Source organism: Pseudomonas thivervalensis, assembly GCF_001269655.1.
Lineage (GTDB): Bacteria > Pseudomonadota > Gammaproteobacteria > Pseudomonadales > Pseudomonadaceae > Aquipseudomonas > Aquipseudomonas thivervalensis.
On the sequence record NZ_LHVE01000001.1, the window covers coordinates 468,059 to 484,212 of the forward strand.

14 protein-coding genes are annotated in these 16,154 nt (G+C 61.5%); 5 read left to right on the forward strand and 9 right to left on the reverse strand.

The window, feature by feature from the left end; all coding sequences use genetic code 11:
* Positions 1-128 precede the first annotated feature (128 nt).
* Complete coding sequence (locus AD659_RS01965; protein ID WP_053117866.1) at positions 129-1,646, reverse strand: AhpA/YtjB family protein; 1,518 nt, start codon at positions 1,644-1,646, stop codon at positions 129-131.
* Between the two features lie 133 nt (positions 1,647-1,779).
* On the opposite strand from AD659_RS01965, the gene serB reads away from it, so the two are divergent.
* Positions 1,780-2,994: a phosphoserine phosphatase SerB gene (gene serB / locus AD659_RS01970; protein WP_053117868.1), complete on the forward strand. Its 1,215-nt coding sequence runs from the start codon at positions 1,780-1,782 to the stop codon at positions 2,992-2,994.
* A 158-nt stretch (positions 2,995-3,152) separates the two neighbouring features.
* Here serB and AD659_RS01975 read toward each other — a convergent pair whose 3' ends face one another.
* The 6 genes from AD659_RS01975 to AD659_RS02000 form a co-directional block, all read right to left on the reverse strand.
* Positions 3,153-4,913, reverse strand: a complete 1,761-nt coding sequence (locus AD659_RS01975) for a hypothetical protein (protein WP_053117870.1) — start codon at positions 4,911-4,913, stop codon at positions 3,153-3,155.
* Between the two features lie 102 nt (positions 4,914-5,015).
* Complete coding sequence (locus tag AD659_RS01980; RefSeq protein ID WP_053117872.1) at positions 5,016-5,594, reverse strand: serine acetyltransferase; 579 nt, start codon at positions 5,592-5,594, stop codon at positions 5,016-5,018.
* Positions 5,584-6,804 (reverse strand): O-antigen ligase family protein, encoded by a 1,221-nt coding sequence (locus AD659_RS01985; RefSeq protein WP_053117875.1) that lies wholly within the window; start codon positions 6,802-6,804, stop codon positions 5,584-5,586. Before AD659_RS01985 ends, AD659_RS01980 begins: the two co-directional genes overlap by 11 nt.
* Positions 6,805-6,912: 108 nt before the next feature.
* A complete protein-coding gene (gene asd, locus AD659_RS01990) occupies positions 6,913-7,773 on the reverse strand; it encodes an archaetidylserine decarboxylase (RefSeq protein WP_053117878.1) in 861 nt (286 codons plus the stop codon).
* A gap of 19 nt (positions 7,774-7,792) precedes the next feature.
* On the reverse strand, positions 7,793-8,608 hold the full coding sequence (rhdA, locus tag AD659_RS01995; RefSeq protein WP_053117879.1) for a thiosulfate sulfurtransferase: 816 nt from the start codon (positions 8,606-8,608) through the stop codon (positions 7,793-7,795).
* Between the two features lie 42 nt (positions 8,609-8,650).
* The gene (locus AD659_RS02000; RefSeq protein WP_053117881.1) at positions 8,651-10,189 is read right to left on the reverse strand and encodes an HDOD domain-containing protein; all 1,539 of its coding nucleotides are present in this window, start codon (positions 10,187-10,189) and stop codon (positions 8,651-8,653) included.
* 166 nt (positions 10,190-10,355) lie between these two features.
* Here AD659_RS02000 and motA point away from each other — a divergent pair, with 166 nt between their 5' ends.
* Together motA and motB are read left to right on the forward strand one after the other, a co-directional pair.
* Entirely contained in the window at positions 10,356-11,207 is an 852-nt protein-coding gene (motA, locus tag AD659_RS02005) for a flagellar motor stator protein MotA (RefSeq protein ID WP_053117883.1), read from the forward strand.
* A gap of 3 nt (positions 11,208-11,210) precedes the next feature.
* Complete coding sequence (gene motB, locus AD659_RS02010) at positions 11,211-12,257, forward strand: flagellar motor protein MotB (protein ID WP_053117885.1); 1,047 nt, start codon at positions 11,211-11,213, stop codon at positions 12,255-12,257.
* Between the two features lie 251 nt (positions 12,258-12,508).
* Here motB and rsgA read toward each other — a convergent pair whose 3' ends face one another.
* The gene (gene rsgA, locus AD659_RS02015; protein ID WP_053117887.1) at positions 12,509-13,540 is read right to left on the reverse strand and encodes a small ribosomal subunit biogenesis GTPase RsgA; all 1,032 of its coding nucleotides are present in this window, start codon (positions 13,538-13,540) and stop codon (positions 12,509-12,511) included.
* Between the two features lie 109 nt (positions 13,541-13,649).
* On the opposite strand from rsgA, the gene orn reads away from it, so the two are divergent.
* Positions 13,650-14,192: an oligoribonuclease gene (gene orn, locus AD659_RS02020; RefSeq protein WP_053117888.1), complete on the forward strand. Its 543-nt coding sequence runs from the start codon at positions 13,650-13,652 to the stop codon at positions 14,190-14,192.
* 263 nt (positions 14,193-14,455) lie between these two features.
* Positions 14,456-15,070 carry a trimeric intracellular cation channel family protein gene (locus AD659_RS02025; protein ID WP_170866829.1) on the forward strand — a complete coding sequence of 205 codons (615 nt, stop codon included), beginning with the start codon at positions 14,456-14,458 and terminating at the stop codon, positions 15,068-15,070.
* On the opposite strand, the gene queG is transcribed toward AD659_RS02025, so the two are convergent.
* Positions 15,052-16,131 (reverse strand): tRNA epoxyqueuosine(34) reductase QueG, encoded by a 1,080-nt coding sequence (gene queG / locus AD659_RS02030; protein ID WP_053117890.1) that lies wholly within the window; start codon positions 16,129-16,131, stop codon positions 15,052-15,054. The two genes, AD659_RS02025 and queG, sit on opposite strands and share 19 nt — an antisense overlap.
* Positions 16,132-16,154 lie beyond the last annotated feature (23 nt).

Below are 16,154 nucleotides of genomic sequence, written 5' to 3' on the forward strand. Positions count from 1 at the left end.
GGTTCTCTGTATGACCTCAGATCCCTTGTGGGAGCGAGCCTGCTCGCGATGGCGGCATTGAAGGCAACAAAAAAGCCCGCAGACAATCACTCATCTGCGGGCTTCGTTATTGTCGCCGGTACCGGGACTCAGGCCTGGCGCTCATGCATCCGCGCCAGTTGCCGCTCCAGCATCGATGGATAAGGCTCCATCAAGCGCTCCACGCAGCATGCGCCTTCGGGGCTGGCGATGGGGCGGATGCGGGCGCGTTGGCGAATCAGGGCGTCGTCGTTGATCTTGCGCTCCACCAGCAGCAGGTTGCGGCTGTGTTGCGACAGCGCCAAGGCGTCCTGGGCGGTTTCGGTCAGCAGCAGGTCGATCTGGCTCAGGCCGAACAAGCCATCGCCCAGAGTCAGGCCCAACTGCAGTTGCAGGGTGATGCCGCTGTCGGCGACTTCGATCTGCAACTGGTGACCCAAGGCGCGCAACAACTCACCGCAGCAAATGGCGTTGGTCAGGTAGTCGTCGCCGCTGTCTTCGGTGTGGAACAGCATCAGCGTGCTGCCGTCGTTCAAGGTGTGCAATTCGCCCTGATAGAGCGATGCGGCCTGGTCGAGGCAGTCGCGGTAGCGCTCGAGCAACTCCTTCAGGCGCGCCTGGGGCAGGCGGCGCAGTTGATCCTGGGCACCCAGTTGCACGGCCAGTACGGCGCTGTGCTGGGGCAGGTTCGAGGCGACGGGCCGGGCAACCGGTTGAGGCGCGCCATCGATGGATTCGTCACGCAGGTCGGCGAAGGCGTCGTCGTCTTCCTCATCTTCTACCGCGCGCACCACATGGCGTGGCGCCGGTCTGGAGGCTGGCATCGGCTGGCTTTCATCAAAGCCCGGATCGCGCAGGTTACGCACTTCGAAACCCGGCTCGGCGTCATCGTCGTCTACGTAATCGATGTCTTCGGGCTCGGGCACCGGCTCAGGTTCCGGCGCGAAGCTGGCGTGCAGTTGCCGGGCCAGGTCGCCGATTTCGTCCTGGCGCTGGGTGGCGGGCGTGTGTTCGTCGATGTCCCGCAGCCAGACGCGCAACTGCAACAGCGGCGTGGAGATGTGCCGCCCCAGGCGCAGGCTCAAGGCCAATGCCAGTGCCAGCAGGATCGCGCTGAGGATGCCCATGCTTTGCAGGCTGATGGTCATCGGTTGCTGGAACTGGTCCATGTCCAGGCTGATGCGCAATTGCCCGGCGGTCACGTCCTGGAAAGTGATCTTGCTCTGGTACATGCCGCCGGACTCGCCCAGCAGGCCTGGCTTGGGCCGCTGCCCGGCCTCGGCGAGGATGCGGTTGTCCACGCTGTAGATGGCGGCGTGGGCCACCAGCTTGTTCTTGGTCAGGTTGTTGAGCAGCACGTTGAGGCTGAGGATGTCGTTGGACACCAGCAGCTCGGTGGCGGACGTGGCGGTCTGGGTGGTCAGGCTTTCACCCAGGGCATCGGCCTGCTCGTGCATCGCCTGCTTGAACTGCAAACCCATCACGCAGGCATAGATAACCAGGGCCAGGGCGACCAGGATTACGTTATGGCTGGCAATGCGCAATGCAATCGGCACACGACGGTGGCGCAGTGCACGGAAGATCAGCAGGAAGAAGTTGTCGGTTTTGACTGGCGTGGGCCGGTTCACTGAGCTCGGCTCTTTGTCCGTGAAATTGACGCGCAGTATAGCGACAGCCCCATGACCGGCAAAGCACTGGCGGTGCCCGATGGTCACTGAATGTGGGTAGAATGCGGTTTTTTTCCACCTGCGGGGGTGCGCCTTGCGCGAAATCGTCCTGATAAACATCACTGGCAGCGACCGTCCGGGTCTGACTGCGGCCATTACCGGCGTTCTGGCCCAAGGTGGTGTGAACATTCTCGACATTGGTCAGGCGGTGATCCATGACACGCTGTCGTTCGGCATCCTGGTTGAAATCCCGGACGCCGAACAAAGCAAGTCCGTGCTCAAGGACATCCTGTTCACCGCCTACAAGCTCGACCAGCAGGTGCGCTTCACCCCGGTGTCCGAGGACGATTACCAGCAGTGGGTGGCCGGCCAGGGCAAGAAGCGCCACATCGTGACCCTGCTGACCCGCAAGGTCACCGCCGAGCAGTTGCAGCGCGTCAGTTCGATCACCGCCCAATATGGCCTGAACATCGACCACATCGACCGCCTGTCAGGGCGCATGCCACTGGACACCCCGGCCGACAAGGGCAAGGGCTGCATCGAGTTTTCGGTGCGCGGCGAGCCGGCCGATCCCCAGGCGCTGCGTGCCGAGTTCCTCAGCGTGGCCCAGGAGCTGAACGTCGACATCGCCTTCCAGGAAGACTCACTGTTCCGCCGCAACCGCCGCCTGGCGGTGTTCGATATGGACTCGACGCTGATCGAAGCCGAAGTCATCGACGAACTGGCCAAGGCGGCCGGCGTCGGCGACAAGGTCTCGGCCATTACCGAGCGAGCCATGGCGGGTGAACTGGATTTTCGCGCCAGCTTCAAGGAGCGCCTGGCCCTGCTGCAAGGCCTGGACGTCAGCGTGCTCGACTCCATCGGCGCTTCCCTGCGCCTGACCGAAGGTGCCGAAACCCTGTTCGCCGAACTCAAGCGCCTGGGCTACAAGACCGCCATCCTATCCGGCGGCTTCACCTACTTCGCCAAGCAATTGCAGGCCAAGCTCGGCATCGACTACGTGTTTGCCAACGAATTGGAAGTGGTGGACGGCAAGGTGACCGGCGTGGCCGTCGAGCCGATCGTCGATGCCCAGCGCAAGGCGGACCTGCTGCGTGAACTGGCTGAAAAAGAGGGCCTGCGCCTGGAGCAGACCATTGCCGTGGGCGATGGCGCCAACGACCTGCCGATGCTGGCGATCGCGGGCCTGGGCGTGGCGTTCCGCGCCAAGCCGCTGGTCAAGCAGTCGGCCCGGCAAGCGATTTCCACCTTGGGGCTGGATGGGGTGTTGTACCTGCTGGGCTTCAGGGATCGCGACGGGCAGCTCTGAGTAACCCACCGGTCTTGGCGTCACGCTTTTGTGGCGAGGGAGCTTGCTCCCGCTGGCCTGTGTAGGAGCTGCCGAAGGCTGCGATCTTTTGATCTTGATCTTCGCTTGAGACTCAATTGGTCTTGGAAAGATCGCAGCCTCGCTTCGCTCGGCAGCTCCTACAGTGACTTCCACAACGAATCGAAATTCCCCTCTTGATCACTGCCATCCCCGGCCTCGGCCGAGTCTTCCGGGTGATAGGAAAACTGATTGAAACTGTGGGTGCTGGTCACCCGGCGGTCCAGGCCGGCGCGGCGTTCCTGACCGTTAGTATTGATCAACACTCGCTGTCCCTCCTGGAACGGCAGGCGCGGGGCGATCATGGTGGGCGGGAGGTCAATGGCACTGATCTCGGGAAGCAGCAGCCCGCGCAGATAATGACCATGCTCGTTTTCATCCCGGACCAGTTGCAGCCCACACGGCTGGGCATGAGGGGCGACCAGTTCGATGCCCATTTGCATGGCGCCGTTGCGCACTTGGCGGATCCAGCGCACCACGGCGACGCTCCAGGCCTGGTCGCTGGCGTCGCGGATGCCGATCATTTCCCCGGCTTGCAGCTGTTCCGGCACTTCCTTGGGCCAGCCGAGGCAATAGCCACCAGGGCTGTGGTTGATGATCGGCAGGTCGTAGGTGGGAAAGTGATGCTGGTTGTCGGAGTGGCTGCCGTCGTCATCGCTCGGATTGACCGGGTATTCGATTTCTTCGTAGGGCAACAGCTCGCTGTCCCCGGCGGGGGCGGCATCGAAAGCCTGGTTCCAGGTGTCGTTGGTCTTGCTCGGAGTGGCTTCGAAGCGGGCCTTGCGGGTCGTGGGGCTTTTCAGGATCTCGTTGAATGACCGCTCGCCGCCGAGGTAGTAGTGCAGCGCACTCATGCCTACGCACAGGGTCAGCGTGCCGTTGCCCTCGGTGCGCTGGAAGCTGCGTTCGGCCGCTTCGCCCCAGGCGGCTTGCAGGTGATGCAGGGTGTCGACGCTCATGCCGCCAGGGACTGGCAAGGTGTTATCGGCGGGTTGTTCCAAATGAGTGGCGATTGCCCGCACCAGCGGCTGTGGGTCGAAGCCCTGCAAGGTCGGCTGCTGTTCGGCGCGGAACTTGGAGCGGTAGCGTGGCCCGACGTCCAGCTCCGGAGCGACCGCGAACAGGCTGGCGGCGGTAGTGGCTGGGTCCAGCTTGACCCACTGGCTCCAGGATTCGAGCACTTCGGTCAGCCGCCCGATCTGGCTCTGGCGCAGTTGATTGCTGCGTGACGCGCCCAGCAGCAGGGCGACAACATAGGTTTGCTCGGCGTTCAATTGATGGACCTGGCTGGCCAGTTCGTCACTTACGCTCAGGTGCTGCAAGCGGTGCAGGCAGGCGATCCGGTACAACTGATGCAAATCGAGCCACAACCCCTCAGGCACGGGGCTATACAGTTGGCTGGCACGCAGCAGCGGGCCGTTGAGCGCATGCAGCGCTCGTTGCAGCGCGGTGCTCAGCAGGCGGGCCCGGTCCTTGGTGTATTTCGACGCGATACGCGCCACGATCTGTTTGTAGCCCATCGCCAGCTGGGTTTGCAGGGCCTGGCACAGGTTGACGATCTTGCGCGAGCGATCGTCCAGCACGATGGCCTGTTGCAGGAAATGCCGCTCCAGGTGCTTGCAGACGTAATACACCTCGGGCCGCAGCAGTTCGAGCAGTTGCAGGCGATTGTCGCTGGGCGTGAGCAGTTGGTTGAGTTCGCCCAGGGCCTGGTACAACAGGCGGGCCGTTTCGCCGATGTTGGCCTTGGGCAGGTTGGCGATCCAGCGTTTGAGGTCGCGTGGCGTGGCATCGCAAAAAGACAGGCGCGACTGGGTCGGTGTCGAGACGCGCAGTGGCTGGAGAGGGCTGGTCTCATTCATGCCGTGGACAGGCTCCGGCGGGAAACGAAAAGGATGCTTCCAACTCTAGCAGGTGTAGCCGAAAGATCATGCTGCCGCGACGCCTGGTGTCAGCGAACCACCCTAGCTCTGCAGGCGGCCCATTGAATCAGGATCGTACTCTCTCATTTCGCCAATGCTCCGGGTGATGTACAAGTGGTTGGCCGGGATGCTCTTGTTGACGAAAGCGCCTGCGCCAATGATCACATTGTCACCCAGTTCCAGATCGTCAGAGATGATGCAGGCATGGGCATGTATCCGGACGCCCTCGCCAATGCGCAATACGGCGGTATCGCTTTGCCCCTTGATGCCCAGCGTGCAGTTTTGCCAGATCTTGAAGTTTTTCCCAATGATGGCGTGCGATGTGATGACAATTCCATTCGGATGCGCAATCCACAGGCCTTCCCCGATGGAGGCACCCAGCATGATTTCTACATTGAACTGGCGGCTGATGCGCTCGTTGAGCAGCTTGCCGCGCCGTCTCCAGAATTTACTGTCCTGCTGGTGCATGGCGTATGCCAGGCGGAACCAGAAAAGGTAGCGGTATCGGTTGATGCGCTGACACTTTTGGTAAAGCCGTTTCCACCTGAACGGTTTGTCGAGACCGCCAAGGATCTCGATATGCCAGTAGCGTTTGGCTGATCGAAAAATATCAAGAAGCATCGACGACCTCTTTGCCGCGTGGTGTGCCTGGTAAGCACCTTTGGGAAAGAATCAGTCCAATGGGCAGCCAGAAAACGATCCAATAGACGCCGGGCCTGTTGAACACCGTGTGGTAGTCGAACAGGGCCGTTACAACGCCGAAGATGAGCAGGGGCAAGCCTACCGAGCCGATGGGGTGATGCCAGGTCTTCCTGTCAATCGCGGACTTGAAAACATGAGCGACGACCAGCAATAACAGGATTGCACCCATCACACCGAATTCGTAGAAAAACTGCAGGAAGAGATTATGGACTTGGTTGTAGCACTGCACGTCGAGTATGCAGATATCAAAATTGCTGCCCGCCCCGGCACCAAACAGCCAGAACTCGTTAATACGGTCTAGCCAGCCTGCCCAAATCAAGTCACGAAGGCTAAAGCCACGACTTTGCTGATTGACGATGACGGGCCAGAGCCATGCCGACGCTGCAAGTAATAGCACGCCGGCCAGGTACAACCATTTCCTTGACCTCAAGCTATGATGAAGAAGAATGCTGGTCGCGATTGCCAAGCCATACCCAAGCCAGACGGCTCTTGAAAGCGTGCAGAACAGGTACAGCGAAAGGCCCAGCACACAAGCCATGAACAACGTTCTCACCCACGGCCCGAAGGTTTTGGTCATTAGCAAGTGGAACCCGTAAATGCCGAAGAACCCGTAATACAGCGCTGCAATGATGGGGTTCTTGAAGTTGGCATAGTTGCCATAGCCCAAATTGTATAAACGTTGGTCAGAGAAAAAAATGTTCTGGTCTTGCTGGGTGAAGTGGATCATCAATCCTGCAATTGCAAATAAACCCGCCATCACAAAGGTAAACGTCAGGCTTTTTTCAAGCAGTTCTTCCCGGGCCAGTACATGAACCGTGCTCAGATACAACATGACGTACAACACGGTTTTGAATTGTACGTAGGCAGAGGTTGCGGACCCTGGATTCAACAGCGCGACCAGCAGCGAAAAGGCGAGTACCAGCAGGACCGGACGGTAAGGCTTTTGGACAATGCTTTGACGCAGGCGCGGATCGAACACGCATAGAAGCAATGCAGGCAAAAAAAGACTTGTGTTGGATATCGTGGTGTATGTGCTGCCGTCGGTGATGAAGAGCAAACCTGTCAGGTGCGCAGTGAATCCAATCATTAAAAGGAGCACGGTGTATTTTGAAAAAACCGAACGTGTCATACCTATACCGGGGGCAGTGAAGAGAGGCCTGGTTCAAAGTTCCAAGGCACAGGATGGCATCGCCTGTGAGGGTAGCGACTCACGTCCGTTGAGCCGCTACCTGCACCGTCAAGCCGTGGGGGCTGCCAGTCTTTGACCCATCTGCACCGGTGAACCAGCCACCAGATCTTCGGCCCATTTCACCTGGTCTGGACCGAATAGCACGATGGCGGTCGAACCCAGTTTGAAACGCCCCAGTTCGGCGCCTTTTTCCAAATGGATCGGCGCACGGGCGGCTTCGTCGTAACGGAAGGTTTTCAGCTCGCGCTTGGGGGGCGTCACCAGCCCGGCCCAGACGGTTTCGATGGAGGCCACGATCATCGCGCCCACCAGCACCACGGCCATCGGCCCGCGTTCGGTGTCGAAAATGCATGCCACGCGCTCGTTACGAGCGAACAGTTCCGGAACGTTTTCGGCAGTGGTCTGGTTGACCGAGAAAATTCGCCCGGGTATGTAGACCATCTCCCGCAGGGTGCCGGCCAGCGGCATGTGCACGCGGTGGTAATCCTTGGGGGACAAGTAGATGGTGGCGAAATCGCCGCCCATGAACGGCGCTGCGTTGGCCGCGTCACCGCCCAGCAGTTCCAGCACGCTGAAGCTGTGGCCCTTGGCCTGGAAGACCCGGCCGTGCTCGATCGGGCCGAGCTGGCTGACGGCGCCGTCGGCAGGGCTGAGGATCGCACCTGGGGTGTCGTCCAGCGGGCGGGCGCCGTCCTTCAGGGCGCGGGTGAAGAAGGCGTTGAAGTGCTCGTAGGCGCTCAGGTCTTCCACCAGGGCTTGGGACATGTCCACTTGGTAACGCTTGGCGAACCACGCGGTGAACGCATTCTTGAACCAGCGCACGCGGCATTCGGCAATGCAGCCGGCCAGCCGCGACAGCAGGTGGTGCGGCAGCAGGTATTGGGTGAGGATGAACAAACGGTTTTTCATTAACTGTCCTTAAGAACCTTCAAAGCTCGATGGGGGTGTCGGGGTGGTTGCCCCATTCGCCCCAGGAACCGGCATAGCCTTTGACCCGTGGATAACCGAGCGCCTTGGCCACCAGGTAGGTGAAGCCAGAGCGGTGATGAGTCTGGCAGTGGGTGATGACTTCTTTATCAGGCGTGATGCCCAACCGTTCAAGGATTTGCGCCATGTCCTGGCGAATACGCAGGTTGCGCGCCGGGTCCATGCCAGCGGTCCATTCGAAATTGACCGCGCCGGGAATGTGGCCGCCCCGGGCTGCGACGACTTTCTCGCCGGAATACTCCAGCGGGCCGCGAGCGTCCCAGATGGCCAGGTCGGCAGCGCCGAGACGGCTCTGCAGGTATTCGCGGGTGGCGGTGGGGGCGTCGTGCAGCGTCAGGCTGACCGGGTCCGCAAGGGGGGCGGGAACGTCGACGGACACCGGCAAGCCTTCGTCGAGCCACGACAGCAGGCCGCCGTCGAGGTAGTGGTAGTTCGAGTGGCCGATCACATCCAGCAGCCAGATGAAGCGCCCGGCCCAGCCGCCGCCTTCGTCGTCATAGACCACGTAAACCGCATCCGGGTGGTGCCCGAGTTCGCCGAACAGTGCTTCCAGATCGGCCTTGGCCGGCAGCAGGCCCGGCGCCGGCGGCTGGCCGAGCTGGGTGCGCTTGGGGTCGACGAAGCGTGCGCCGGGGATATGTCCGGTGCTGTAGCGGGCGGCGCTGGTCAGGTCCACCAGAATCAGTTCGCGGGCGTCGAGGCGCGGCAGCAGTTCGCTCGGCTCGATCACCAGCGGCAAGCCAGAGAAGTCAGGCATGTGAGGTCTCCAGGGGCGCAAAGGGAAAGGATTGTAGCAAGTTCAGCGACCCCGGTTGGTAAAGGTATGCAGGGCCCTTTCGATGCATTGCACGGTTTTGCCGAAGGCTTGCACAGTCATGTCCGAGAACGGCCCGCCGCCCTGGTCCACCGCCACTAGCATGATTACCCGGCCATTGCAGGTCAGTGAGCGCAACAATAGGTGCTCGCCGCGGAACAGGCTACGCAGGCCCGGTGGCAATAACGCCGAAAATTGCGCGTTGTTGTCCGGGTTCAGGCGAACCTGGGCCTGCTGGGCCAGCAACCGCTGCAAGATTTTGCTCTGGCTGATGGTAAAGCTCATCGCCGCGGCTTCCTTGGGCAGACCGGCGGTCTGGTGGACGCGCACGGCGGTCTGGCTGCGGTCGGCCATCAGGATCATCACCCGGCGCATGCCGCAGGCTACCAAGGCGTCCCGTGCCGAGGTGGTCAGGTGCATGGCATTGCGAAAGGGGCTCGGTTCCACCAGCATGGCGGAACATTGCTTGCGCCACTGGCTCAGGTCTTGGGCGCTGGGCGGGGCGGCGGGCAGCAAGCCGGGATGGACGCGACGGCTACCCCAGGGCCAGATCAGCGCCACGGCCGGGTGCCAGAGGTCCGGCATGGCGTGATGGCGGGCGCTGTTGGCGGCTTGTTGGTGCAGCTGTTGCTGGACCTCATCCATCGACATTTGCAGATACAAACTGGTGAGGTATTGCCAGCGAGTGTTGTGGGGGCTGTCCCAGGCCTGTTGCGCTGCCATTGCCAAGCCATTAGCCAACAACACGGTGTTGGCCGGCTGGTTGAGCCAGCGCCGCAGGGTCGGGTCGTCGTCCAGGCGGTTCTGCTGGCGTAGCGGGTGTTCGCTGTCCCGGGCGATGCGCAGGACTTTCACCAGCTCGCGGCGTTCATTGAGCAGCAGGCGATAACCTTGCGCCACCCAGATCGGCAAGCGCCAGGTCTCCACCAGCGCCAGGCAGATTTGCGCCAGGCGGACGCCGAACAGTTCGCGCTCTACCTTGCGCGCGGGTTCGCCTTTATGGACAACCCGCAATTCCCATTCCCCGAGCAATCGAGGGTGAGTCAAGGCCAGCGGCCAGAGCGGCGAAAGGAACAACAGGCTGCCCCAGTGTATGTCCTGCCACAGCCGCGCCAGGCGGCTGGCGAAGAAACCATTGGCCTGTTGCGTGGCGTGCTGGCTGATCAATTGCAACTGGCGCAAGGCAACGGGGATTTCATTCCCCGGCAACGACGGCAGGCGGGCGAGCAGTTCCTCGGTACGCTTGAGGCCGAGGCGGTTGATGGCCACTTCGAGGTTTTCCGCAGGCTCAGCGAGGCTGCCATGGGTGTGATGGTTGGCCTCGCGGATGACGCTCAGGGCCAGCGCGGGGCTGTCCTGCATCAGGTCTGCGATGTCGCGCAATGAGCGACGGCTGTCGGCGATAGCCTTGCAAACCAGGTCGTGACTGGCCTGAGGTACCGGCAGATGCACGCCGTTGAGCAGCTTTACCCAGCCGTCGAGAGTGGTCGGTCGCGGCGTCGGAACCTTGGTTTCGTTAGTCATGGCTGGACGTGATCATCGTATGAATTCTCTACGCCCGGAACGGGGCAAATTGGCTTTTCGCCAGAACAGCCTATAGTCTGGCGCAGTTTTGCCGATAAGTAGAAGAAGAGATTTTTCAGCTTCCGAATATGACCTTGAACCCGACTTAAATAAGTACTTTCTATCTATGGCTAAAATTATCGGCATCATTGTCGTGTTCGCGAGCGTGCTCGGCGGATACGTGCTCTCCCATGGCAAGATTGCCGCCCTGATCCAACCCTTCGAGGTGTTGATCATCGGTGGCGCGGCCCTCGGTGCATTCTTGCAGGCCAACCCTGGCTATATGACCATGCACGTGCTCAAGAAATCCTTGAGCATGTTCGGCTCGCGTTTCAGTCACACCTTCTATCTGGAGGTGCTGGGGCTGATCTACGAAATCCTCAATAAAAGCCGCCGCGAAGGCATGATGGCGATCGAAGGCGACATCGAAGACGCCGCCGCCAGCCCGATTTTCGCCAAGTATCCCTCGGTGCTGAAGGATGAGCGCATGACGGCGTTCATCTGCGATTACCTGCGCATCATGTCGTCCGGCAACATGGCGCCCCATGAGCTCGAAGGCCTGTTCGACATGGAGCTGTACAGCCTCAAGGAAGACCTGGAGCACCCATCCCACGCGGTCAACGGCATTGCCGACGGCATGCCTGGCTTCGGTATCGTCGCGGCGGTATTGGGGATTGTGGTGACCATGGCGTCCCTGGGCGATGGCGACCAGAAATCCATCGGCCTGCACGTGGGTGCGGCACTGGTGGGTACTTTCTTCGGTATTTTGGCCGCGTACGGTTTCTTCGGCCCGCTGGCCCATTCCCTGGCCCATGATGCCAAGGAAGAACTCAACGTCTATGAGGCCATCAAGGCTTCCCTCGTGGCCTCGGCCTCGGGCATGCCGCCGTCGCTGGCGGTGGAGTTCGGTCGCAAGGTCCTGTACCCGGCGCACCGTCCAAGCTTTGCCGAGCTGGAACAAGCGGTTCGCGGTCGCTAAGTCATGGAAAATAATCAACCGATTATTGTAAAGCGCGTCAAGCGCATTGCCGGGGGGCATCACGGCGGCGCCTGGAAAATCGCCTTCGCCGACTTCGCCACGGCGATGATGGCGTTCTTCCTGGTGCTGTGGCTGCTGTCCACCGCGACCCCGGAACAGAAGATCGCCATCGCCGGTTACTTCAAAGACCCGGTCGGCTTTTCCGAAAGCGGTACGCCGTACATCATCGATTTGGGCGGCTCGCCCGTCCTGGCGCCGGAAAATACCCTCAACCCCGAAGTCAAGTCCCAGCCCCAGCCCGACAAGTCGACCGTTGACGCCAATGAGGCCGAGGGCATGGCCGAGCAGATCGAGCGCGAGCGCCTGGAGTTGCTCCTGCAGGAATTACAGAACAAGGTCGAAGAGAACCCGCAACTGCAGAAATTCAAGGATCAGATTCTGTTCGAGATCACCCCGAACGGCCTGCGCATCCAGATCATGGACGCCGATAACCGACCGATGTTCGACTCTGGCAGCGCCCGGTTGAAACCGTATTTCGAGGACATCCTGCTGGCCATGGCCGACACCATCAAGGCGGTGCCGAACAAGATCAGTATCAGCGGCCACACCGATGCCAAGCCTTACGTGGGCAAAGGCGATTTCGGTAACTGGGAGTTGTCGGCCAACCGCGCCAACGCGGCACGTCGTGCCTTGGTGGCGGGCAGTTATCCGGACGAGCAGGTGGCCCGGGTGGTCGGTTATGCGTCTTCGGCGCTGTTCGACCGCAAGGACCCGTTCAACCCGGTCAACCGGCGTATCGATATCGTGGTGTTGACCAAGAAGGCCCAGCAGGCCATTGAAGGTTCGCAAACCAACGACCTGCCGCCCGACCCGGCCCAGGGCGAGGGCGCACCGGGTGAAGCGCCTGCGTCGCCCGCCACGCCTGGCGCGGCGGCCGATCCGAACGCGTTGCCGGCGGACCAGCAATCCGTACCGGCCCATGAGCTGCGCGAACGTCTGAACCTGTTCGACGACGCTGCGCCGAAACAGCCCGCGCCGCCGGCGCAGTGACCCAATAAAAAGCCGACAGCATTGTCGGCTTTTTATTGGGGTACTGTTCGCTTGAGGCTGGCTTGCTTTTTGTGGCGAGGGAGCTTGCTCCCGCTCGGCTGCGGTAGGAGCTGCCGAAGGCTGCGATCTTTTGATCTTGATCTTTCGCCTAAGACTCAATGGGGTCTGAAAAGATCGCAGCCTCGCTTCGCTCGACAGCTCCTACAGTCCAGCGGGAGCAAGCTCCCTCGCCACAAAGGTGTCCGGCCGGGTCAGTAACTGCTTTCCGGCAGGCTGGCGATGATCGAGCGATAGCTGTTCATCCGCTGCTGGTGCACGCGACCTTCTTCCAGGGCCTTGAGCAAGGCGCAACCGGGTTCGCGGTCGTGCTTGCAATCGCGGAAGCGGCAGGTGCCGATCAGTTCGTTGAACTCGATGAACCCGGCTTCGACATCGGCCCGGCTCACGTGGCCCAGGCCGAATTCGCGGATGCCTGGCGAGTCGATCAGTTCACCGCCGCCAGGAAAGTGGAACAGCCGCGCGGTGGTGGTGGTGTGGGTGCCCTGGCCCGACAGCTCGGACAACGGCCCGACGCGCGTCTCGACTTCCGGCAGCAGGCTGTTGACCAGCGAAGACTTGCCAACGCCGGACTGGCCGACGAACACGCTGATGCGCCCGTCCAGTTGCCGTTGCAATTGTTCCATGCCATTGCCGTGATGGGCCGAGACTTCCAGCACCGGATAACCCAGGTCCCGATAGACCGACAGCAGGGCATTCAATGCCGGGGCGTTGTGTTCGTCGATCAGGTCGAACTTGTTGAGCAGCAGCAACGGACGGATGCCGGCGTGCTCGGCGGCCACCAGGTAACGGTCGATCAGGTTGGCGTGGGGTTCGGGCAGCGGGGCGAACACGATGACGATCATGTCGACGTTGGCGGCCACGGGCTTGAGCTGGCCTCGGCTGTCCGGACGGCACAGCTCGGTGTGGCGTGGCAGTTGCGCGACAATCACGCCGATGCCCTGGTTGCCGGCACGCCAGACCACTTGGTCGCCCGTCACCAGCGCCGGCAGGTTGGCGCGCAAGTGGCAGCGGAACACCTGGCCGGCCAGTTCGCCTTCCTGGGCCTCGACCTCGACCTGCACGCCGAAGTGGGCGATCACCAGGCCAGTCTGTTCAGGACCCAGGTCGCCACCCTCCAGGGCTTCGACAGCACTGGATTCGCGTTTGGCGGCGCGGGCGGCGCGCTCGCCCTGGATCTTTTCGATGCGCCAGTTCTGACGACGATTGAGTTGGCGTTTGGCCATGGGTGTTCCGTATGAAGAAATGCAGCGAATAGGGTAAAACGGCGGCGAGTTTAGCACGCCCAAGGGCCTGCCTAAGCTAAACTGCGTGGCTACGCCGAGGAGCTTCCCTATGCAAAACCCGCAGAACCTGATCTGGATCGACCTGGAAATGACCGGTCTGAACCCGGATACCGACGTCATCATCGAAATGGCCACCATCGTCACCGACAGCGATCTCAACACCCTGGCCGAAGGCCCGGTGATCGCGATCCACCACAGCGATGAGATCCTGGCCGGGATGGACGAATGGAACACTCGCCAGCACGGCGGCTCGGGCCTGACCCAGCGGGTGCGCGAGAGCACGATCAGCATGGCCGAAGCCGAAGCCCAGACCCTCGCGTTCCTGGAGCAGTGGGTGCCCAAGGGCAAGTCGCCGATCTGCGGCAACAGCATCTGCCAGGACCGTCGCTTCCTTTATACCCACATGAAATCCCTGGAAAGCTATTTCCACTACCGCAACCTGGACGTCTCCACCCTCAAGGAACTGGCCGCCCGCTGGGCACCTGAAGTGCGCGACAGCTTCCAGAAGGGCAGCACCCACCTGGCCCTGGATGACATTCGTGAATCCATTGCCGAGTTGCAGCACTACCGCAAGCACTTCATCAAGTTCTAACCGGCACTCCAGCGGCTGGCGAGATTGCTTTTGTGGCGAGGGAGCTTGCTCCCGCTCGGCTGCGCAGCAGTCGCGAAACCGGACAATCCGGTCTACCTGAAGGACTGTTGGGGCCTGCTTCGCAGGCCAGCGGGAGCAAGCTCCCTCGCCACAGAGGGCAGTTTGGACTTGGCGGCATGGTGTTCAGGCAGAAGGCGGGGACGCGCCCTCTTTTGGTGCCAGCCCAAACTGGCTAGACTGCGCGCCTTCCCGTATGGACCGCCATCATGTTGCTGATGCTTTATCTGATCGCCATCACCGCTGAAGCCATGACCGGCGCCTTGTCTGCCGGGCGGCGTGGCATGGACTGGTTCGGCGTGGTGCTGATCGCTTGTGTCACCGCGCTGGGTGGCGGCTCGGTGCGCGACGTGCTGCTCGGTCATTACCCGCTCACCTGGGTCAAACACCCTGAATATCTGGTGCTGACCACCGCGGCGGCGATGCTGACGGTGTTCCTGGCACGCTGGATGCGCCATCTGCGCTCGTTGTTCCTGGTGCTCGACGCCGTCGGCCTGGTGGCGTTCACCCTGATCGGTTGCATGACCGCCCTGGAAATGGGCCATGGCATGCTGGTGGCGTCGGTCAGCGGGGTGATCACCGGGGTGTTCGGTGGCATCCTGCGGGACATCTTCTGCAACGATATTCCGCTGATCTTCCGTCGCGAACTCTACGCCAGCGTCTCGTTTGCCGCGGCGTGGTGTTATCTACTGTGTGTCTTTCTGCAACTGCCGAACGAACAGGCGATCCTCATCACCTTGTTTGGCGGGTTCCTGCTGCGGCTCCTGGCGATTCGCTTTCACTGGGAAATGCCGAAGTTCGTCTATAACGACGAGGTCTGACGCTCGGCATGTTGGCGTAACGCCCATTCCACATGCTCGCGCACCAATTCCGACGGGTAATCTCGCCGCGCTTCCAACGCTTGCAGCACGGGAATCGTTGATGGCGCGTTGCCCAGGCCCACCGCCAGGTTGCGCAGCCAGCGCTCATAACCGGCACGGCGCAGTGGTGAACCTTCGGTGCTGCTGAGGAATTTGTCCTCGTCCCACATGAACAGCTCGGCCAGGCCGGCGTTGTCCAGGTTGTGCCGTGGCTTGAAGTCGCTTTCACCGGACGGTCGGGCGAAGCGGTTCCATGGGCAGACGATCTGGCAATCGTCGCAGCCGAACACCCGGTTGCCGATCAGTGGTCGCAGCTCTTCGGGAATGGCGCTTTTCAGCTCGATGGTCAGGTAGGAAATGCAGCGGCGGGCATCGAGCACGTAGGGCCCGACGAAGGCATTCGTCGGGCAAATGTCCAGGCAGGCGGTACATTTTCCGCAATGTTCGGTGCCGTGGGGCGGGTCGATGGGCAGCGGCAGGTCGACAAACAGCTCGCTCAGGAAGAAATAGCTGCCGGCCTTGCGGTTCAGTACCAGGGTGTTTTTTCCGATCCAACCGAGGCCGGCCTGTTCGGCGATGGCTTTTTCCAGTACCGGCGCGCTGTCGACGAAGGCGCGGTAGCCAAAGGGGCCGATGACCGCCTGGATTTTTTCCGCCAGTTGCTGCACGCGTTTACGGATCAATTTGTGGTAATCGCGGCCCAACGCATAACGCGAGACGTAGGCTTTCTCCGATTGGCCGAGCATTTGCGCCATCTGGGTGTCGCCCGGCAGGTAGTCCATGCGCAGGGACACCACCCGCAGCGTGCCCGGCACCAGTTCCTCAGGGTGCGAGCGTTTGCTGCCATGGGCACCCATGTAGTCCATTTCGCCGTGGTAGCCGGCCTCGAGCCAGCGTTGCAGGTGTTGCTCATGCTCGGCGAGGTCCAGGCCGCTGATGCCGACCTGCTGGAAACCCAGCTCGCGGCCCCATTCCTTGATGGATTGGGCGAGGGCGGGGAGGTCTGTGGGAATGGCAGGCATGAGGCGAGAGAAACCGGAGCTGA